Raw genomic sequence first — 19,594 nt, forward strand, 5'->3', positions numbered from 1 at the left:
GTTTCGGCCTTCCCGGTAGTGACAGCCCACACCGTTTGGATTAGGACAATTCCAAAAAACGGCGACAACCCGGCCGCTTGAAGCCTGCGACCCGCAATCGCCGACGATTTCCGACACGTAAGGAATACGCCAATGCCAGCCTACCGTTCCAGAACCACGACCCACGGCCGCAACATGGCGGGTGCGCGCGGCCTTTGGCGCGCCACGGGCATGAAGGATTCGGATTTCGGCAAGCCGATTATTGCGGTGGTGAACTCCTTCACCCAGTTCGTGCCTGGCCACGTCCATCTCAAGGACCTTGGTCAACTCGTGGCCCGCGAAATCGAAGCTGCTGGTGGCGTCGCCAAGGAATTCAACACGATCGCCGTCGACGACGGCATCGCGATGGGCCATGACGGCATGCTCTATTCGCTGCCGTCGCGCGAACTGATTGCCGACAGCGTCGAATACATGGTCAACGCCCACTGCGCCGACGCGATGGTCTGCATCTCCAACTGTGACAAGATCACGCCCGGCATGCTGATGGCCTCACTCCGCCTCAACATCCCGACCGTCTTCGTCTCCGGTGGCCCAATGGAAGCCGGCAAGGTCGTCCTGCATGGCAAGACCCACGCGCTCGACCTCGTCGACGCCATGGTTGCCGCCGCCGACGACAAGATCAGTGATGAGGACGTCAAGGTCATCGAACGGTCTGCCTGTCCGACCTGCGGCTCGTGCTCGGGCATGTTTACCGCCAACTCCATGAACTGCCTGACCGAAGCGCTCGGCCTGTCGCTGCCCGGCAACGGCTCGACGCTCGCAACGCATGCCGATCGCAAGCGCCTGTTCGTCGAAGCTGGTCACCTGATCGTCGATCTCGCGCGCCGTTACTACGAGCAGGACGACGTCAAGGCTCTGCCGCGCACGATCGCGTCCAAGAAGGCGTTCGAGAACGCGATGGCCCTCGATATCGCCATGGGTGGTTCGACGAATACCGTCCTGCACATCCTCGCGGCTGCTCACGAAGGCGAGATCGATTTCACGATGGCCGACATCGACGCCTTGTCGCGCCGCGTTCCCTGCCTCTCCAAGGTCGCACCGGCAAAGAGTGATGTCCATATGGAAGATGTTCACCGCGCCGGCGGCATCATGTCGATCCTCGGCGAGCTGGACAAGGGCGGCCTGCTGAACCGCGAATGCCCGACGGTCCATGCCGAAACGCTCGGCGACGCGATCGACCGCTGGGACATTACCCGCACCAACAGCGAGACGGTCCGTAACTTCTACCGCGCCGCGCCCGGCGGCATCCCCACCCAAGTCGCCTTTAGTCAGGAAGCGCGTTGGGACGATCTCGACACGGACCGCGAAAAGGGCGTTATCCGCTCCGTGGAGCATCCGTTCTCGAAGGACGGCGGTCTTGCTGTTCTGAAGGGCAACCTGGCGCTTGACGGCTGCATTGTGAAGACGGCAGGCGTTGACGAATCCATCCTGAAGTTCTCCGGCCCGGCCAAGGTCTACGAAAGCCAGGACGCGGCCGTGAAGGCCATCCTGTCGAACCAGGTCGTTGCCGGCGATGTCGTCGTCATCCGCTACGAGGGCCCGAAGGGTGGCCCCGGCATGCAGGAAATGCTCTATCCGACGAGCTACCTGAAATCGAAGGGCCTCGGGAAGGCTTGTGCGCTGATCACCGACGGCCGCTTCTCCGGCGGCACCTCCGGGCTTTCCATCGGCCACGTCTCGCCGGAAGCGGCAAACGGCGGTACGATCGGTCTGGTTCGCGAAGGTGACATGATCGACATCGACATCCCGAACCGCATCATCAGCCTGCGCGTCGACGACAAGGAGCTGGCGAACCGTCGTGCCGAGCAGGAGGAGAGGGGCTGGCATCCGGCCGAGCAGCGCAAGCGCAACGTCACGACGGCGCTGAAGGCTTATGCCGCCTTCGCAACCAGCGCCGATCGGGGAGCCGTTCGCGATCTCGGCAGCCGCTGAGCTTCTTGTCAAGAGAATGTGAAATGGACCGGTCGCTAAAGCGGCCGGTTTATTTTTTTGTAGGTTTCATCGAGCTGTTTCAGGCGCTCGTCATAGGCAGCCTTGATGCATGCCGCGTCTGCGGCGCATTCCTGGCGTTTCTTGAGCCAGGCCGTTTGCTCGTCCTGCAAGGTGCCGCGCGAGCCCATCGCCATAAGCCCAGACAGCAGGTTGAACGTCGTTACCATCTTCACATCGGCATCGTTCAGCGCGCGGTTTTCGCAGATCACTGTTTCATCCGGCTTCAGTTCCTTTGCGTCGCAATCAAAGCTCGCGGCATGGGAAGCGCCTGCCATGAGCGCTGAAAGGGTGAATGCTGCGACGGGGAAAAGCGTGGGGTGAAAAGCTCTCATGCATCAGTTCCTGTTTCATTGGGTCCAGCGACAAACATGATGCAGTTGGCCGACGCGGCAAGGACGGGTCCTGCTTTGGCTTAAAGGAATCGGTGGGCGAACGGCGCTTCAACAGCTTGGGCACCAGGAATGGGGCAGAGGTGCAACATGCTTCGAGCGCGATGTCTCCTTCGGGTGACTTCGGCTTGCCTTTGGCATTAGATATCAGTCGCATAGAGTTCGTTTTTGAATCAGTTTGCGAAGCTTGATCAGTAGTCCGTGAGCTGCCTTGTTCTTCCATGCTTCCGCCCTCTTTCCTTTCTAGCGTCCGGCGCTACAACGTGTTCAAGAGCGAATTTCAGAAGGAATCCCCATGCATGACCTGTTGAAGCGCACGGCCCTGCCTCTCGTGGCTCTGGTGCTTGCGCTGCCGGTTTCCGCCAATGCTCAAACCGCCAAGACCGTACCGCAGAGCCAGTTGGAGATGCAGCTCTCCTTCGCGCCGCTCGTCAAGCAGACGGCAGGCGCCGTTGTGAACGTCTATGCCGAAAAGACCGTCCGCAGGCAGTCTCCTTTCGGGGGCGACCCCTTCTTTGAAGAGTTCTTCGGTCAGCAGATGCCGAACCGAAGCGAGAAGCAGTCGTCGCTGGGATCGGGCGTCATCGTCGAGGCGAACGGAACGATCGTAACGAACAACCACGTCGTGGAAGGCGCGGATGACATCAAGGTCGCGCTTTCGGACGGGCGGGAGTTTCCGTGCAAGGTTGTCCTGCGAGATGACCGTGTCGACCTTGCCGTCCTCAAGGTCGACACCAAAGAGACCTTCCCGACCCTCGCGCTAGGCAATTCCGATGCCGTCGAGGTCGGTGATCTCGTCCTGGCGATCGGCAATCCCTTCGGTGTCGGCCAGACGGTCACCAGCGGTATCGTTTCGGCGCTGGCACGTAATCAGGTGGTCAAGAACGAGTTTGGCTTCTTCATTCAGACGGATGCGTCGATCAACCCCGGCAACTCCGGCGGCGCGCTGATGAACATGAATGGCGAGCTGATCGGGATCAACACGGCGATCTTCTCGCGCGGCGGCGGTTCGAACGGCATCGGCTTTGCGATCCCGGCCAATCTCGTGAAGGTGTTCCTTGCGTCTGCGGATGCCGGCGTGAAGTCCTTCGAGCGGCCCTATGTTGGCGCCACGTTCGATGCGGTGACGTCCGAGGTTGCCGAAGCGCTCGGCCTCAACAAGGCGCGCGGTGCGCTTGTCGTCAAGGTTACCGAGGGTGGCCCGGCGGCCAAGGCCGGATTGAAAGCCGGGCAGATCGTCTCCGCCGTCGATGGCATTCCGGTCGAGCATCCGGATGCGCTGCTCTATCGCCTGACCACGGTAGGGCTTGGCAAGTCGGTTAAATTGACCGTGGTCGAGAACGGCCGCGAGCAGCAGATCGCACTAGCGCTCGACAGAGCGCCCGAGACGGCGCCACGCGACCAGCGTACGATCGGTGGCCGCACGCCCTTCACGGGCGCTGTTGTCGAAAATCTCTCACCGCGTGTTGCCGACGAGCTGCGCATGCCTTCGGAATCGACCGGCGTCGTTGTTTCCGAGGTGAAGGAAGACTCCCTTGCCGCTCGCCTCGGCTTTGAGCCAAAAGACATCATAATCTCGATCAATGGCACGGAAGTGAAGAATACCAAGGAACTCGCAGCGATCGCCGACGAGGATCCCAGCTTCTGGCGCGTCGAGATCGAGCGCGATGGCCAGCGAATCCGACAGTTTTTCCGATGAGTGACGATCTCTTTGCACCGCGCATTCCCGAGGAGGTCGCCAACCGGCGGCCTCTTGCCGATCGCCTGCGGCCCCGCACGCTTTCGGAAGTCACTGGCCAGGAGCATCTGACCGGCGAAGACGGCGTGTTGCGGCGCATGATCGAGAGCGGTTCGCTCGGCTCGATGATTTTCTGGGGGCCGCCCGGCACCGGCAAGACGACTGTCGCCCGATTGTTGTCGGGCGAGGCGGGTCTCGCCTTCGAACAGATCTCCGCGATCTTTTCAGGCGTGGCCGATCTCAAGAAGGCATTCGAGGCGGCACGGCTGCGTCGAATGGATGGCCGGCAGACGCTGCTCTTCGTCGATGAGATTCATCGTTTCAACAGGGCGCAGCAGGATAGTTTCCTTCCGGTGATGGAGGACGGCACCGTCATCCTCGTGGGCGCCACCACCGAGAATCCCTCATTCGAGCTCAATGCGGCTTTGCTGTCCCGCGCACGGGTGCTGACCTTCAAGTCGCATGACGATGAAAGCCTCGAAGAATTGATGAAGCGTGCCGAGGCTGCCGAAGGCAAGGCGCTGCCGCTGACGGAAGACGCCCGTGTCAGTCTGCTTAGAATGGCGGACGGTGACGGACGCGCCGTTCTGACGCTTGCCGAGGAAGTATGGCGTGCCGCGCGCGAGAAGGAGACTTTTGATACGGAGGGCCTCACGCGCATCGTGCAGCGCCGCGCCCCGGTCTACGACAAGGCCCAGGATGGGCACTACAACCTCATCTCCGCGCTTCACAAGTCCGTCCGTGGCTCCGACCCCGATGCAGCGCTCTACTATCTCGCGCGCATGTTCGACGCCGGCGAAGATCCCCTTTATCTAGGCAGGCGCCTCGTTCGCATGGCTGTCGAGGACATCGGCCTTGCCGACCCGCAGGCGCTGGTGATCTGCAACGCGGCGAAGGACGCCTACGACTACCTGGGCTCACCCGAAGGCGAACTGGCATTGGCGCAGGCCTGCGTCTATCTCGCGACCGCACCGAAGTCGAACGCCGTCTATACGGCTTTCAAGGCCGCGACCATGGCCGCCAAGCAGAATGGTTCGCTTCTGCCGCCGAAGCACATCCTGAATGCGCCGACGAAGCTGATGAAGGGCGAGGGTTACGGCGAGGGCTATCGTTACGATCACGACGAGCCGGACGCCTTTTCGGGCCAGGATTACTTCCCGGAGAAAATGGGCCGACAGACCTTTTATGATCCACCAGAACGCGGCTTCGAGCGGGATATCCGCAAACGCCTTGAATGGTGGGCAAAGCTCAGGAAGGAGCGCAATCAGCGCTGATCAGGAGGCTCGCATCTGCCCTGCGGGAGCGACGAGCTTCACCGCTGATTCCGCAAGGCCATGATGGCCTTCCATGTCCACGACCAGATGCCAATGTCCGCTGTCGGGAATGGACAGACGGATGGGAGACTTCCGCGCGACGCCGCCGACATATTTGAAGTCGAGGACTTCGGTGAAGCGCTGATAGTTCGGCGCAGTCATCAGGCGCACATTCGCCACCGCGTTCAACGTCACCTCGATAATCGTCCCGGCGCGCTGTTGCTTCAGATCGTAGTGGGTAAAGCGAAAGTTTGGTTTCGGCATGGTCTCGTGGCATCTTCTCTACGCCAGCACCATAGGCCCTTCCAGTTAAGGAAGCGTTTGCCATTGGCGACGGGCCAGCTGGCCCGCCACCAATCACGATGTATCAGTGGATTTCCTTTTCGCCGCGCTCTAGCGCGCCGAACTGCAGGACGATGCCATCCGCGGCGCGGCAAATCTGCTCGGGCTTGTGATCGCATTCATCGGCTGCGAAATGGCGTGCTGCGTGTTCGCTGATGAAGACGCCTCCAACGAGCCCTTTGCGGTCCTGCACGACCCAGCGGCCATTTCGGTCTTGGCCGATGGTGAAGCGTGTAGAACCCTGGCGTTGGAGGGGTTCGATTGCGGACGCAGATTGAAGAGAGGGCATCGAATTTCCTTTCGAATTGTCTTCTGCGCTGGATTGCAGCGCTGTGCCACGCTCAGGAAGGTAGTGGTACTCGCATTCGCCTTCCATTGGCCGGTGATCAGGAAAATATAAAAATATCATATATATAAAGCGGCATCTTGAATCTCGGAAACGCGCGAGAGCGCCTGCGAAATAAGCTGTTCTCCATCGGCATCCAGGGCCAGAAGCGGCATTCGGACTTCCGGATCGATCGGCAACAATGTCCGCAACGCGTTCTTGATTGCAGCGGGGTCGGCCTCGGGGCCTAGCGCTCCTGTCAGTGGGGCCAGCCTGTCATCGAGCAAGCGCGCAGCTGGGAGATTGCCGCCGAGCGCCGCCTGCTGCAGCGAGGCATACAGACGCGGGTACACGTTCGCGCCAGCCGAGATGATGCTGTTGCCGCCGCTGCCGAGGAAGGAGAGGGCCGTTGCGTCGCGATCGGAAAGAAGCAGGAAGCGTTGACGCCAGAAGGGCACCGGGCACCTAGCGACGGCGTTGCCCTCCGCAAGGGCCAAGCCGACGATTGACGGGATATCGGCGAGCGCGGCGAGTGTCGGCAAGGTCATATCGATTGCCGTGCGCATCGGGTTGTTTTCGACGATCAAGGGAAGGCTCGTTGCGGTCGCGAGCTGAGCGAAGTGACCGACAATGCCCTTCTGTCCAGGCTTGGAATAGTACGGAAGCGTCACTAGGGCAGCACTGGCGCCAAGCTCCTCGGCGTCTAGCGTAAAGGCGATCGTCGTTGCCGTAGCGTTCGTGCCGGTTGCGGCAATGACGGGAACAAGATCGCCGGCAACGCGGACACAGGTCCGGATGACTGCGGCGCGCTCGCTTCTGGTGAGGGTCGGTCCTTCTCCGGTCAGTGTACAGACGGCAAGCCCGTCGACACCGCCGCGGATCTGTCGCTCCGCCAGTCGTTCCAGTGCGGGAAGGTCGAGTGCTCCGTCGCGAAACGGCGTGATGAGCGCGGTCGTGGTGGCGCCGAGGCGCAACGGTCTGTCAGCTGGCATGCTGCGCTCAAAGGCCGCCCAGAATGACGTAGAGTTCAACAGCGGCAAGCACGACCCCGAACAGGATGAGCGCCTGGGCCGTGCGTCGCTCGCGCACCTGCCGTTTCGGTGCCGGGCGGCGCGGGCGGGGGATCGGGGCATTGGGTAGCATGAAATCTCGCATGGCTTTCAACCTTTGCATTTCATGGGAAGGCTAACGCCATTCACGGTAGGAATTCCATTCGAGTACAAGCAGCGTGATATAGAAATCGCATAAAGACGCGGATCCGACGAAGGCGGCGGCGCCGGAGAAATACCATGAATTTCAGGCGATTAGCGGCGAGCTTGGATTCATCTTCTCAGGGTCTTGATTCAAAGTCGAAAGGTCGAAGACAACCTTAGGATTGATCTCTGCTGGGAAAGGCCGACATTATGCCGGCACCTTCAGGGAGGACTGCCAGAACAATGGATGGCCCAGTAATCGATACCGCGCTCGTGCGTCGGCTGATTGCCACGCAGTTTCCGGAGTGGGCTGATCTGGCGATCCGGCCCGTCGAGTTCGGCGGATGGGACAACAGGACATTCCACCTTGGCGCGGCGATGACGGTTCGGTTGCCGAGCGCTGCTCACTATGCCGAACAGGTCGCCAAGGAGCAGCAGTGGCTGCCGGTTCTTGCGCCGCAGCTGCCTCTGCCGATACCCGTGCCTCTGGCGATGGGGAGGGCGGACGAGAGCTATCCCTGGCCGTGGTCGGTTTATGAGTGGCGTGACGGTGAGACGGCGCTGACGGAACGCATCGACGACCTCAGTGAGTTCGCCACTACCCTGGCCGGTTTCCTCGATGCGTTGCAGGCGGTGGACGCCAGAGGGGGACCTCCGCCCGGCTCGCACAACTTTTTTCGCGGCGGATCGCTGTATGTCTACGACGCGCAAACGCGCGAGGCGCTTGTGCGTTTGGATGGTCGGATCGACACGCAACTGGCGACGGACGTCTGGGAAGCCGCGCTTTCGACTTCGTGGCAAGGCGCGCCTGTGTGGTTTCATGGCGACGTCGCCTATGGCAACCTTCTAGTCAGGAACGGTCGCCTCGATGCCGTGATCGATTTCGGGACGTCGGGCGTCGGCGACCCCGCCTGTGATCTCGCAATCACCTGGCACATGTTCGAGGGACAGAGCCGCCAGGTGTTTCGAAAGGCACGTCCGCTCGACGCGGGGACGTGGGCACGCGGCCGCGGATGGACGCTATGGAAGGCCCTGATCGTCGCCGCCGGCATGGCCGGCGCAAATCCCGTAGACGTCAGGAGATCTTGGCAGGTCATCGAAGACGTGCTGGCCGATTACCTGGCGTGGGCATGACGCTCTCGGAATTGCGCTGTCGAAAATAATGGCGGCTGGATGTCGGGAGAGAAGGTCCCGCTGCGTCCTATGGGGGAAGGTTAGTGGAACCGCAATCGCGGGACGCAGAAAGCCGGAAATTTGGACAACGAACGGCTTCGGGCCGAGGGAGAGATAGCATGAGCAAAACGTTCGCAATTCTGCTGGCGCGACTGATCTTCGGCGCCATTTTCGCGATGGCCATGAGTTTCAAGTTCATGGATATACAAGCCACCGCGAGCTATATCGCCGCGGCGGGCTTTCCTTTCCCGCTCTTCCTGGCGTGGATAGCGGCGTTCTTCGAACTTGCCCTGACGCTGGCATTCCTGACGGGAGCCTTCTTCTCGGAAGCCTCGGTTCTGGCCGGCATCTACGTGATATTCCTGGCCTTCGCCTTCCATGGCCCAAGCCATTGGAGCGCGAATCAGGCCGAGTTCGGTTTCTTCGTGGATCACTTCACCTTCCTCGCAGGCCTGCTCTACGCGGCGGTGCATGGACCGGGGGACGCGTTGGTCCTGAAGACGCGCTCGCCGCTGATGGCTCGATAGGTCAGCTATCCGGAGGGCGGAGGGTTTGCCAATTCATCGAGCAGGCGCTCGAACGCCGTCGGCTTCATCGTAGCCGGCGGGTTGTAGGGGTCTGAGAACGCGTAGATGAAGAAAAGAATGATGCCGGTGAACGCGCCGAGCACCGAAAGCAGCAGCAGGTTTCGCGCATCCGGCGGGTAGGGATAGTAGCCGAGCGCCATGAACACGAGCCCCGAAATCGCCGCGAACCAGAAGATGATGCTGATGGAATCGGTGCCGCTGTTTTCACGCTTGTCCCGCGCCTCCGCGATACGGTGCACATCACCAAGCATATGTTCGCGAATGCTTTGCTGGCGCACATTGGTCGGCGTCAGGTCGAGCACCCGCTGATAGACGCTGTCCCACTTGTTCCACGCCGTGGGCGATAGCTGCCCAGTGTCTCCAAGCATGCGCCACTCCTCGTCGACGACGATCTGCACATACTCGAAGAGCGCTTGCTGGATGGGCGCCTTCTCGTTGACGCCGTAGCGATCAGCGTCGAAATACACGTCTGCGATTGCGTTCGCTTCCGTGACGCTTTCGAACTTCAGTTGCTGGTACTCGATCATCTCCTGGGCGAAGACGAGCGCCAGGATCAGCGCATGCAGCGACGATATTCGCATGACGATGGCGCCGGCTAGCTCTCTGTCCTTGCCAGTCGGATCGCCGCCCATGATCAGACGCATCACAAAATAGAAGACCAGCGTTACGAGAACCGTACCGCCGATAAAGGCAACACCGAACAGGACGACTGCACTCATGCGCGCTCCCCCAAGGTCGGGCACGACTTTATGCGGCAGTGGACCATTGATCAACGACGGTTGCGCGGCTTCGCGCTCCGCCATTCGGCGGTGTGTTGGACCCTACCGGAGGACCCCATCGAGCAGCGGCATTCCCATGATGGCGGAGGCTGCGATCAGCAGATAACAGATCATTCGGAACGTGCTCTCCTTGGCGAGCCCGAACAGTTTCGAGCCGGCATAGAGACCGATGGTGTAACTCGGCAGGATAACGATCGTCAGGGCAAACACGGCCTCAACGAACAGCCCGCCAAAATAGTAGCTGACGACGCTGAAGCAGGTGGAGATCGCGAAATAGAGAATGACGTTTGCCCGCACCCGGGCAAAATCGGTCTTGCCGCCGAGCCAATAGGCAACGACCGGCGGTCCACCGAGCTGGGCAGCGCCGCTGAAGAGGCCGGCAACGAGACCTGTCGTGGAGGTCAGCGATACCAGTGGCTCGCCATGGTATCGCCACCCGGAAACCAGCAACGCAAGCAGGCAAATGGCGATCGCGGTGATCGCCCAGCGCAACGTCAGCGGATCCACCAGCGCCAGCGCTGCCGTCCCGGCAGGCACGCCAAGCACCGCGCCCGCTGCCATGGTGAAGACTTCACGCCGGTTTGCGCTGCGCCAAGCCGGGGGAATCATACCAAGCGTCGCCAGGCCATCGATGACGAGCAGGACGGGCGATATCAGCTTCGGACCTATGATTGCGCCGCCAAGCGGAACGAAGATCAGCGCCGCGCCGAATCCGGAGAAGCCGCGTGCCAGTCCCGCAATCAAGGCTATGGCGACGAGCGATGAAATGCCGCGGTCTGGTAGGGCGGCAACAAACCACGCGCTCGTGTTCGCCAGCAGCGTCTCAAGCGACATGATCGGTTCCGGGATTAGGAGGCGAGCATCAGGTCCATGTTCTGAACCGCGGCGCCCGAGGCACCCTTGCCAAGGTTGTCGAGCAGCGCAACGAGGTTGACCTGAGACGCACCCGGCGTGCCGAACACGAAGAGCTTCATCGTGTCCTTGCCGGCAAGCTCGACGGCATCGATACGGGGGAGCTTGCGGCTCTCGTCCAGCGGCACCACCGTCACGATGTCCTGGCCCGCATAGTGAGCGACAAGAGCAGCGTGGATGCTTTCGAGCGTCGTGCCCTCGGCAAGATCGTCGAGATGCAGCGGTACCTGAACGATCATGCCCTGCGGGAACTTGCCGACAGACGGCGAGAAGATCGGTGCGCGATCCAGCAGGCCGTGGATCTTCATCTCGGGCACGTGCTTGTGTGCCAGCGTCAACCCGTAGAGGAAGTGCGGCGCGGTGATCGCATCCTCCCGGCTCTGATCCTCGATCTGCGCGATCATCTGCTTGCCGCCGCCGGTGTAGCCGGAGACCGCATTGACCGTGACCGGATAGCCGTCGGGCAGAATGCCGGCAGCGCGCATCGGCCGGATGAGGCCGATCGCGCCGGTGGGGTAGCAGCCCGGATTGGCGACGAAACGCGCCGCCTTGATCGTCTCTGCCTGCTCCTTGTCCATCTCCGCGAAGCCATAGGCCCAGGAAGGATTGACACGGAACGCCGTGGAGGTGTCGATGACACGCACGTTGTTGTTGCCCGAGACCATCTGCACCGCTTCCTTCGAAGCGTCGTCGGGCAGGCAGAGGATCGCGATATCGGCGCTGTTCAGCATGTCCTCGCGCATCGCGGCGTTGCGACGCTCCGCTTCCGGGATCGACAGAAGCTCGACATCGCGGCGGCCGGCCATGCGCGTGCGGATCTGCAAGCCCGTCGTGCCATGTTCGCCATCGATGAAGATCTTCGGTGCCATTGTCTCGCTCACACTTTCAACAGGTTAGAAAGAAGTCCGGAATCATTTTGTAAGAGGGATGAGTCAGCCGTGTGACGCGCTTGCGCGGCGCTCGGCATGTAGGCCAAGCATATACATCGCGACCGTCGCCCCCGCAATGGCGGTGATGTCCGCATGATCGTAGGGCGGCGAGACCTCGACGACGTCGGCGCCGCGGATATCCAGCTGGTGCAGACGCTGCAGCACCGAGAGAATCTTGGCGCTCGAGGGACCACCTGCCACAGGCGTACCGGTGCCGGGCGCATAGGCGGGATCGAGGCAATCGATATCGAAGGTCAGGTAGGCCGGCGCGCCGCGGGTATGCGAGATGATTGTCGAGGCGATATCGCTCGGAGTCATCTCCTCAAGCTGATGGCCGTAGAGAATATGAATGCCGAAATCCTCGGGTGCGTGGGTGCGGATGCCGATCTGGATCGACCGATCGGGATCGATGATGCCGTCCCGCGCGGCCCGCGCCACGAACGAGCCATGATCGATCCGCCTGTTGTCGTCGAACCAGGTGTCCTGATGCGCATCGAACTGGACGAGTGCTAGCGGTCCGTGCTTGGCGGCATGCGCCTTGAGGATCGGCCAGGTGACAAAATGATCGCCGCCAAGGGTCAGCATGAATGCACCGCTGTCGACAATCGCCTTCGACTGCCGTTCGATTGCTGCGGGCGTCTCGTGGTGGTTGCCGTAGTCGAGCAAGCAGTCGCCATAGTCGATCACGGCCATCTCCGCAAAGAGATCGCGGTTGAATGGATATTGCGGGTCGTTGTCGAAGATCGCCGACGCACGCCGTATCGCTTGCGGTCCGAACCGCGTGCCCGGCCGATTGGATGTCGCGGCATCGAAAGGGATGCCCCAGACGACCGCATCCGCGTCGGCCAGTTCCTTGGTGAAGCGGCGACGCATGAACGACAGCGCCCCGGCGAAGGTGGGGTCGCTGGCGGCCGATGTGAGGCTCGTTGCCGTGAATGCGTGGTCGATCGACTTGTTGGCCAAGAGATGCTCCTCGAGGGTGTTGGTCGCTATGCCTACCAGAAACGAATCTCAAACCGAAAGGCCAAAACGGTTCTGGTCGCTCGGCCAAACTGGTTTTACCCCGGCAGCTTGTCGGCCAACACCTCGGGTGTCTTCAGCTGCGGCGCTTCGGCAAGCAGTTCAGCTGCTCGTGCCATCAGCGTCGCGGCCACCTTGCCGTTCAAATGCGCCTGCCGGCCTGCCTCATCGTCAAAGGTATCGAAGATGGCGAATGTGCTCTGGTCGTAGCGAATGGCAAACCACGTCACGGTACCGGGCTCCTGTTCGACAAGCGCCTGCGCGCTCTTCAAGAACGTCGCCACTTCTTCTTCCTTGCCGGATTTTGCTTTCAGTTCGACATAGATTGCTTGCTTGGTCATTCCTGCCTCCCTTGGGATGCGCGTGAAGCGCCTGGAATGCAGTAGAACTGGCAAGGGAACGGGCCGCTTCAAGCAGCCACCAAACAAAAAGGCCGGGCGAAGCGCCCGGCCTTTCGTAGTCGATATTCCGCAGCGATTAACGCTTGGAGAACTGGAACGAACGGCGGGCCTTGGCCTTACCGTACTTCTTACGTTCAACAACGCGGCTGTCGCGGGTCAGGAAGCCGCCCTTCTTCAGGACCGAGCGCAGGCCCGGCTCGAAGTAGGTGAGGGCCTTGGAAAGACCGTGACGAACGGCGCCGGCCTGGCCGGAAAGACCGCCGCCTGCAACCGTTGCAACGATGTCGAACTGGCCGTCACGGGCAGCAGCGACGATCGGCTGACGCAGAATCATCTGCAGAACCGGGCGTGCGAAGTATTCCGCGAATTCCTTGCCGTTGACGATGATCTTGCCGGAACCCGGCTTGACCCAAACGCGGGCAACAGCGTTCTTGCGCTTGCCGGTCGCGTAGGAACGGCCAAGCGAGTCGACCTTACGGACGTGAGCCGGAGCAGCAGCTGCTTCGGACGTGCCGAGATCCTTCAGGGAGGAGAGGTCAGCCATTCTTAGGCGCTCCTTACGTTCTTCTTGTTCAGCTTGGCGACGTCGAGAACGACAGGCTGCTGTGCTTCATGAGGATGATTGGAACCAGCGTAAACGCGGAGGTTCTTCATCTGACGACGGCCGAGCGGGCCGCGCGGAACCATGCGCTCAACAGCCTTCTCGAGAACGCGCTCCGGGAAGCGGCCTTCGATGAGCTGGCGAGCGGTACGCTCCTTGATGCCGCCGGCATAACCGGTGTGCCAGTAGTAAACCTTGTCGGAGTACTTCTTGCCGGTGAAAACGACCTTGTCGGCGTTGATGACGATAACGTTGTCGCCGTCGTCAACGTGAGGCGTGAAAGTTGCCTTGTGCTTGCCGCGCAGACGCATAGCGATGATGGAAGCGAGACGACCAACGACGAGCCCTTCGGCGTCGATGATGACCCACTTCTTCTCCACCTCTGCAGGCTTCTGGGAGAAGGTTGCCATAGTTGTTACTCTCTTTTGGATCCCTCGGCCCGAAGGCGAGAGGGCGTTTCTTGTTGCTTGGTTTGGCTGTCCGAAGACGCACCAAAAAGAAAGCAGCCCGGAAAGGCTGCATTTCTGGTCGTGTTTATAGAGGCAAAGCAGCCTGGGGTCAATATTTACGAATTGGCGTGCAGCAAAAATGTATCAGTAAAATCAATATGTTATATATGTGGTATTGTGTTACCTCATATTTCGCGCGGCGGAATGGAGTAAGTCGCCGTCGCATGAGCGATCAACTCGTCCGCACTTTCCTGGAAAATCGAGGCCTCGATGACGGCGAGCCGCTTGCCAAGCTTGAGAATCCGACAGGTGCAAGTCGTCGGTCTAGGCTTCGGCAGGCGCAGGAAATTGATGTTGAGATTGGCGGTAACCGCCAGCGCCACCGGCCCGATATGCGCCAATACTGCTGCATAGGCCGTCACATCCGCCAAGGTGAAAAGGGCTGGTCCGGAGACGGTGCCGCCGGGGCGCAAGTGCCTCTCGCTCGGGTCCAGCCGCATCGAGACGCTGCCGGGTGTGATCTCGGTGATCGCAAATACGCGCCCACCCGTGTGGATCTGCGGAAAGTCCGTATCCAGAAAACGGTGGAGCTCGTCGATCGTCATGACCGGCTGCATGAGTTTGCCTCGAAATTGCTTGTCGCCTGTGGCAGAACAATTAGCACGAAATAGCAATGCAGGGAGTTAGACCATGGCCGAAGTCGTATCCTTTCGGAAGGACCCGAGCAAAGCGGGCGAGGGCGCGCTCGTCATCCCGCAATTGAGCGATGGCATCCTGCGGCTGACGCTCAGCAATCCGCCTGCAAATGCGCTCTCGATCGCCGTCATGGAGACCCTGATCGGTGAGCTCCAGAGCGCCGCCGAGGACGCTGCCGTTCGCGTGGTCATCATCGCATCGACCGGCAATGTCTTCTCTGCCGGCCACGACCTCAAGGAATTGACCGCGCATCGGGCCGATGAGGACGGCGGCGAGGCATTCTTCGAAGAAACCTTTGCGCTGGCCGCTGATCTCATGCTCGAAATCACCCGCCTGCCAAAGCCTGTCATCGCCGAGATCGACGGCCTCGCAACGGCTGCCGGTTGCCAGCTTGTCGCCTCCTGCGATCTTGCGATCTGCACCGATACGGCAACCTTCTGTACGCCCGGCGTCAATATCGGCCTGTTCTGCTCGACCCCCATGGTGGCCGTGTCCCGCGCGGCGCATCGCAAGCAGGCGATGGAGATGTTGCTCACCGGTGAGACGATCGACGCCTCGACCGCGAAGGATTTCGGCCTGGTGAACCGCATCGTGCCGAAGCAATATCTGACGCAGGTCGTCACCAAATACGCGTCCGTCATTGCAAGCAAATCGCCGTTGACGCTGAAGATCGGCAAGGAGGCATTCTACCGCCAGCTCGAAATGCCCGTCGAGGAAGCCTACGGCTATGCTGCTCAGGTCATGGTCGACAATATGCTGACCGCCGATGCCGAGGAGGGGATTGGGGCCTTCCTGTCCAAGCGCATGCCGCAGTGGACCGGCGAATAGCTAGCCGAGTTTCAGGATCAGCCCGCCTGCGGCGATGATTGCGCCGGCGAGATAGCGCCAGGGACTGGCCTTTTCCTTCAAAACGATGACTGAGATCAGCAGGGCGAAGAGGATCGACGTCTCGCGCAGCGCCGCAACAGTTGCCACCGGGGCCTTGGTCATCGCCCAAAGGGCGAGGCCGTAGGACGCGATCGATCCGCCGCCACCGATCAGGCCGCGCCACCAGTTGTAGCGGACATGCATGGCGACTGCGACGGCGCCGCGCTTGGAGATCGCCCAGGTGAATAGCAATACCGGCGGCAGCAGCGACATCCATAGCGTATAGGAGACAGCATTGCCCGAGACGCGGGCGCCGACACCGTCGACATAGGTGTAGGTCGCAATCACGCAGGCATTGGCGAGGGCCAGCCTGATCGCGTGGCCGCTGCCTTTTCGCGCCTCGAAGGCCAGCGTCAGGATACCGGCGCAGATCGTCATCGTGCCGAGGAGCGAGCCGGTCGACAGTGTCTCGTTCAGGATGAAACCGCTGGTGGCCGCAATCAGCAGCGGAGCGCACCCGCGCATCAGCGGATAGACAAGGCCGATGTCGCCTGCGCGATATGCGCCTGCGACGAGCTGAAAATACGCGAACTGGAGAACAGCGGAAGCGCCGATGAATGGCCATGCGGCCGAGTTCGGCAATGGCAGGAACATCAGGAAGGGAAGAGCGCACACGGCACCGCCTGCCGAAATGAGGCTGGCATCGAGCGATTTGTCCGTGCCCGCCTTGATCATGGCGTTCCATGTCGCGTGCAACAGGGCACCAAATAGAACGAGCAAAATGACGTGGATTGGCAAAAAGACCACCGGGCGGTGTGAAAACAGCGATTGTGGAATTGTTGTTACGCCGCTCTTGGTAAAAATCAATCCCGTTCGATGACAGGACGGACCACACTGGCTCCCGGTCGCCCGTCAAGCAACCTGAGGATGCTGGCCCTCAAATCGATAAAAGAGGAACGTACACCAGAGGTATTTGCTCGATGGTCGCCTGTTCAACCATGAGGCGTTGCTAACATATGCAAGAACATATGTGAACATATACAGGATATACATAGAACGGTGACGGAGGCTACGGATTTGCCACCGCAGATTCTCACAAAACTGTGACAAAAGCCATCACGGAATCCATCGCTTAGCCGAAATTTTGTGACGCGCGCTTGAGCCCGCGAGGCTAAAGCGTCGCGATTTGGGACAGCAGAAACAAGCTTTTACAGCGAATAATCGGGAATGATAAACATCCCGTCTAAGTTGTCTATATTCTGGCAGTTCAGCACGCGACACCTCGGATTGTCCTTCGTAGGAATGGTCGTCCATTCAGCATATTGATTGGGGTCGCAATAGTTGCTGTTGCGAATGTAGCGGTCGAACAATGTCATGCCGCTCACTCGTTTCGACGGATACCGAAGGATCACGGCGCCCTCGTTATGGATCGCCGCGCGCGCTGCCTGGCAGCTCATGTTGAGCGCATTGTATCTCGAAATGGCCAGTGCCGGGGAGGCGGCCATGACGAAGGCGATCGCGACAACCAATTTTTTCATGGGAAAATCCTCCTGCTGCGTCCTAATTCCTATATACGCTGAAACGATCAGCCTGGTTTCAACCAACCCCGAAGTAAACGCGATTGTTATTGGAGGCGAAGTCCTTGAATCACGATAGGTATGAGGATGACTACATCCTCGGTATTCTGCGTTCCGTGAAGACGATTGCCCTGACGGGCGCGTCACCGAACCCCGCGCGACCGAGCAATGGCGTGATGGGCTATCTGCTGTCTCGGGGGTACAACGTTATCCCCGTGAATCCCGGTCAGGCAGGTAAGCAGATCCATGGCCAGACGGTCTACGCTCGGCTTGCCGATGTCCCGGTATTGGTCGATATGGTCGAGGTCTTCCGGGCTTCGGAATTTCTGTCGGGTGTTGTCGACGAGGCATTGGCAATGAGCCCGCGGCCGAAGGTGATATGGTCTCAGCTTGGTGTACGTGACGATGCGGCAGCGGCAAGAGCCGAGGCTGCCGGCATCAAGGTCGCCATGGATCGCTGCCCGGCAATTGAGTATCCCCGCCTCATCGGCTGAGTGGTTGGATTTTCCAAATAACGTGCCTGGGTTGAAAAAGAACGCGATTAACTTTTCGCGGTTGTTCGCTATGCTCGCCGCCATTCGATCAAGCTGAATGGGAGGATTTCATGGCCAAGAGCGGTCCGGGTTTCAATACGTTGGCAGTTCATGCGGGGGCACAGCCCGACCCCACGACCGGCGCACGCGCGACACCGATCTACCAGACGACGGCTTTTGTCTTTAACGATTCGGATCACGCGGCGGCCCTCTTCGGTCTGCAGCAGTTCGGCAACATCTACACCCGGATCATGAACCCGACCCAGGCCGTGCTCGAAGAGCGCGTCGCGGCACTCGAAGGTGGCACCGCGGCGCTTGCCGTTGCGTCCGGCCATGCGGCCCAAGTGATTGTCTTTCACACGCTGATGCGCCCCGGCGAGAATTTCGTGGCCGCGAAGCGCCTGTACGGAGGCTCTATCAACCAGTTCGGTCATGCCTTCGATAATTACGGCTGGCAGGTTCGCTGGGCAGATTCCGCGGATCCCGCGAGCTTCGAAAGCCAGATCGATGGCAAGACGCGGGCAATCTTCATCGAGAGCCTCGCAAACCCCGGCGGTACCTTCGTCGACATCGCTGCGATCGCGGCAGTGGCGCACAAGCATGGCCTGCCTCTGATTGTCGACAACACCATGGCGAGCCCCTATCTCATCCGGCCGATCGAACACGGTGCCGATATCGTCGTGCATTCACTGACGAAGTTCCTGGGCGGTCACGGCAACTCCATGGGCGGCATGATCGTCGATGGCGGGACCTTCGATTGGTCGAAGTCCGGCAACTATCCGATGCTGTCTAGCCCGCGGCCGGAATATAACGGCGTGGTCCTGCATTCGACATTCGGCAATTTCGCATTTGCCATCGCCTGCCGCGTGCTTGGCCTGCGCGATCTCGGTCCGGCCATTTCTCCCTTCAATGCATTCCTGATCCTGACCGGCATCGAGACGTTGCCGCTGCGCATGCAGCGCCACAGCGATAACGCGATAGCCGTCGCAAGGTGGTTGAAGGCGCACAGCAAGGTCGCCTGGGTGAATTATGCCGGCCTCGAGGACGACCCGAACCACACGCTGCAGCAGCGCTATTCGCCGAAGGGCGCCGGCTCCGTCTTCACCTTTGGTGTCAAGGGCGGCTACGAGGCCGGCAAGACGCTGGTCGAGGGGTTGGAACTGTTCTCGCATCTCGCCAACATTGGCGACACACGCTCGCTCGTGATCCATCCGGCATCGACCACGCACCGGCAATTGACGGACGAGCAAAGGATCGCCGCCGGCGCCGGGCCCGACGTCGTTCGCCTTTCGGTTGGCATCGAGGACGTGAAGGATATCATCGCCGATCTCGAGCAATCGCTGGCGAAGATTTGAGGCAATGGCAAACTACCTGACTTTTGACATCAACGGCGTCGAACCGGAGTTCGGCGCCCCGGATGCCGACCGCATACTGGCCGGCGACCCGCAGTTCAAAACCTGGAACTTGGAGGAGGCCGATGGCGGCCTCTATTCCGGCATATGGGAGGCGACGCCCGGCAAGTGGCGGATCGCCTATGACGAGTGGGAATATTTCAACGTGCTTTCGGGCCACTCTGTTGTCACGGAGGACGGTGGTGACGCTGTGCATCTTCGCGCAGGCGATCGGATGATCCTCAGGCCCGGCTTTAGGGGAACCTGGGAAGTGGTTGAAACGACTCGCAAGGATTATGTCGTCCGCCTTTGACTGCGTGGCGGAAGGCGAAGGTCTGGTCACCGATC

24 protein-coding genes are annotated in these 19,594 nt (G+C 60.5%); 9 read left to right on the forward strand and 15 right to left on the reverse strand.

The window, feature by feature from the left end; all coding sequences use genetic code 11:
* Positions 1-132 precede the first annotated feature (132 nt).
* Positions 133-1,971 carry a dihydroxy-acid dehydratase gene (gene ilvD / locus IB248_RS20140; protein WP_018857098.1) on the forward strand — a complete coding sequence of 613 codons (1,839 nt, stop codon included), beginning with the start codon at positions 133-135 and terminating at the stop codon, positions 1,969-1,971.
* Positions 1,972-2,006: 35 nt separating this feature from the next.
* Here ilvD and IB248_RS20145 read toward each other — a convergent pair whose 3' ends face one another.
* Positions 2,007-2,306, reverse strand: coding sequence for a lysozyme inhibitor LprI family protein (locus IB248_RS20145; protein ID WP_245267949.1), 300 nt, complete (start codon positions 2,304-2,306; stop codon positions 2,007-2,009).
* Positions 2,307-2,715: 409 nt separating this feature from the next.
* On the opposite strand from IB248_RS20145, the gene IB248_RS20150 reads away from it, so the two are divergent.
* Both IB248_RS20150 and IB248_RS20155 read left to right on the forward strand, forming a co-directional pair.
* Complete coding sequence (locus IB248_RS20150; RefSeq protein WP_018857096.1) at positions 2,716-4,119, forward strand: DegQ family serine endoprotease; 1,404 nt, start codon at positions 2,716-2,718, stop codon at positions 4,117-4,119.
* Positions 4,116-5,432, forward strand: coding sequence for a replication-associated recombination protein A (locus IB248_RS20155; RefSeq protein ID WP_018857095.1), 1,317 nt, complete (start codon positions 4,116-4,118; stop codon positions 5,430-5,432). The genes IB248_RS20150 and IB248_RS20155 overlap by 4 nt, the downstream gene beginning before the upstream one ends.
* Here IB248_RS20155 and IB248_RS20160 read toward each other — a convergent pair whose 3' ends face one another.
* The 4 genes from IB248_RS20160 to IB248_RS20175 all read right to left on the reverse strand — a co-directional run bounded on the left by IB248_RS20160 (position 5,433) and on the right by IB248_RS20175 (position 7,281).
* Positions 5,433-5,735 (reverse strand): DUF1883 domain-containing protein, encoded by a 303-nt coding sequence (locus IB248_RS20160; RefSeq protein WP_192241568.1) that lies wholly within the window; start codon positions 5,733-5,735, stop codon positions 5,433-5,435.
* Positions 5,736-5,838: 103 nt separating this feature from the next.
* Positions 5,839-6,102 carry a hypothetical protein gene (locus IB248_RS20165; RefSeq protein WP_192241569.1) on the reverse strand — a complete coding sequence of 88 codons (264 nt, stop codon included), beginning with the start codon at positions 6,100-6,102 and terminating at the stop codon, positions 5,839-5,841.
* A 116-nt stretch (positions 6,103-6,218) separates the two neighbouring features.
* Positions 6,219-7,130 carry a dihydrodipicolinate synthase family protein gene (locus IB248_RS20170; protein WP_192241570.1) on the reverse strand — a complete coding sequence of 304 codons (912 nt, stop codon included), beginning with the start codon at positions 7,128-7,130 and terminating at the stop codon, positions 6,219-6,221.
* A 7-nt stretch (positions 7,131-7,137) separates the two neighbouring features.
* Positions 7,138-7,281 carry a hypothetical protein gene (locus IB248_RS20175; protein ID WP_192241571.1) on the reverse strand — a complete coding sequence of 48 codons (144 nt, stop codon included), beginning with the start codon at positions 7,279-7,281 and terminating at the stop codon, positions 7,138-7,140.
* A 293-nt stretch (positions 7,282-7,574) separates the two neighbouring features.
* Between IB248_RS20175 and IB248_RS20180 the strand changes: the two genes are divergently transcribed.
* On the forward strand, positions 7,575-8,465 hold the full coding sequence (locus IB248_RS20180) for an aminoglycoside phosphotransferase family protein (RefSeq protein ID WP_192241572.1): 891 nt from the start codon (positions 7,575-7,577) through the stop codon (positions 8,463-8,465).
* Positions 8,466-8,623: 158 nt separating this feature from the next.
* Positions 8,624-9,031 (forward strand): DoxX family protein, encoded by a 408-nt coding sequence (locus tag IB248_RS20185; RefSeq protein ID WP_018857089.1) that lies wholly within the window; start codon positions 8,624-8,626, stop codon positions 9,029-9,031.
* A gap of 5 nt (positions 9,032-9,036) precedes the next feature.
* Here the strand turns inward: IB248_RS20185 and IB248_RS20190 are convergent, their stop codons facing one another.
* The 8 genes from IB248_RS20190 to IB248_RS20225 form a co-directional block, all read right to left on the reverse strand.
* Complete coding sequence (locus IB248_RS20190; protein ID WP_018857088.1) at positions 9,037-9,810, reverse strand: DUF4239 domain-containing protein; 774 nt, start codon at positions 9,808-9,810, stop codon at positions 9,037-9,039.
* Positions 9,811-9,912: 102 nt separating this feature from the next.
* Positions 9,913-10,704, reverse strand: a complete 792-nt coding sequence (locus IB248_RS20195) for a sulfite exporter TauE/SafE family protein (protein WP_113470082.1) — start codon at positions 10,702-10,704, stop codon at positions 9,913-9,915.
* A gap of 14 nt (positions 10,705-10,718) precedes the next feature.
* Positions 10,719-11,651: an N-acetyl-gamma-glutamyl-phosphate reductase gene (argC, locus tag IB248_RS20200; protein ID WP_113470083.1), complete on the reverse strand. Its 933-nt coding sequence runs from the start codon at positions 11,649-11,651 to the stop codon at positions 10,719-10,721.
* A gap of 63 nt (positions 11,652-11,714) precedes the next feature.
* Positions 11,715-12,674 carry an agmatinase gene (speB, locus tag IB248_RS20205; RefSeq protein WP_113470084.1) on the reverse strand — a complete coding sequence of 320 codons (960 nt, stop codon included), beginning with the start codon at positions 12,672-12,674 and terminating at the stop codon, positions 11,715-11,717.
* A 95-nt stretch (positions 12,675-12,769) separates the two neighbouring features.
* Positions 12,770-13,072: an antibiotic biosynthesis monooxygenase gene (locus IB248_RS20210; RefSeq protein WP_018857084.1), complete on the reverse strand. Its 303-nt coding sequence runs from the start codon at positions 13,070-13,072 to the stop codon at positions 12,770-12,772.
* Positions 13,073-13,208: 136 nt separating this feature from the next.
* A complete protein-coding gene (rpsI, locus tag IB248_RS20215) occupies positions 13,209-13,676 on the reverse strand; it encodes a 30S ribosomal protein S9 (protein ID WP_018857083.1) in 468 nt (155 codons plus the stop codon).
* 2 nt (positions 13,677-13,678) lie between these two features.
* Positions 13,679-14,143: a 50S ribosomal protein L13 gene (rplM, locus tag IB248_RS20220; RefSeq protein WP_018857082.1), complete on the reverse strand. Its 465-nt coding sequence runs from the start codon at positions 14,141-14,143 to the stop codon at positions 13,679-13,681.
* A gap of 224 nt (positions 14,144-14,367) precedes the next feature.
* The gene (locus IB248_RS20225) at positions 14,368-14,799 is read right to left on the reverse strand and encodes a PaaI family thioesterase (RefSeq protein ID WP_018857081.1); all 432 of its coding nucleotides are present in this window, start codon (positions 14,797-14,799) and stop codon (positions 14,368-14,370) included.
* Positions 14,800-14,872: 73 nt separating this feature from the next.
* On the opposite strand from IB248_RS20225, the gene IB248_RS20230 reads away from it, so the two are divergent.
* Positions 14,873-15,706 (forward strand): enoyl-CoA hydratase, encoded by an 834-nt coding sequence (locus IB248_RS20230; protein WP_018857080.1) that lies wholly within the window; start codon positions 14,873-14,875, stop codon positions 15,704-15,706.
* On the opposite strand, the gene IB248_RS20235 is transcribed toward IB248_RS20230, so the two are convergent.
* Complete coding sequence (locus tag IB248_RS20235; protein ID WP_192241573.1) at positions 15,707-16,543, reverse strand: EamA family transporter; 837 nt, start codon at positions 16,541-16,543, stop codon at positions 15,707-15,709. It lies immediately after the preceding gene.
* 410 nt (positions 16,544-16,953) lie between these two features.
* Positions 16,954-17,283, reverse strand: coding sequence for a hypothetical protein (locus IB248_RS20240; RefSeq protein WP_113470085.1), 330 nt, complete (start codon positions 17,281-17,283; stop codon positions 16,954-16,956).
* Positions 17,284-17,387: 104 nt separating this feature from the next.
* Here IB248_RS20240 and IB248_RS20245 point away from each other — a divergent pair, with 104 nt between their 5' ends.
* From IB248_RS20245 to IB248_RS20255, 3 genes are all read left to right on the forward strand, one after another.
* Complete coding sequence (locus IB248_RS20245; RefSeq protein ID WP_113470086.1) at positions 17,388-17,816, forward strand: CoA-binding protein; 429 nt, start codon at positions 17,388-17,390, stop codon at positions 17,814-17,816.
* A gap of 110 nt (positions 17,817-17,926) precedes the next feature.
* Entirely contained in the window at positions 17,927-19,210 is a 1,284-nt protein-coding gene (locus IB248_RS20250; protein ID WP_018857076.1) for an O-acetylhomoserine aminocarboxypropyltransferase, read from the forward strand.
* 4 nt (positions 19,211-19,214) lie between these two features.
* Positions 19,215-19,559: a cupin domain-containing protein gene (locus IB248_RS20255; RefSeq protein ID WP_113470087.1), complete on the forward strand. Its 345-nt coding sequence runs from the start codon at positions 19,215-19,217 to the stop codon at positions 19,557-19,559.
* Positions 19,560-19,594 lie beyond the last annotated feature (35 nt).

Origin of the sequence: Rhizobium sp. RHZ01, from assembly GCF_014851595.1 — a bacterium.
GTDB classification, from domain to species: Bacteria; Pseudomonadota; Alphaproteobacteria; order Rhizobiales; family Rhizobiaceae; genus Rhizobium; species Rhizobium altiplani.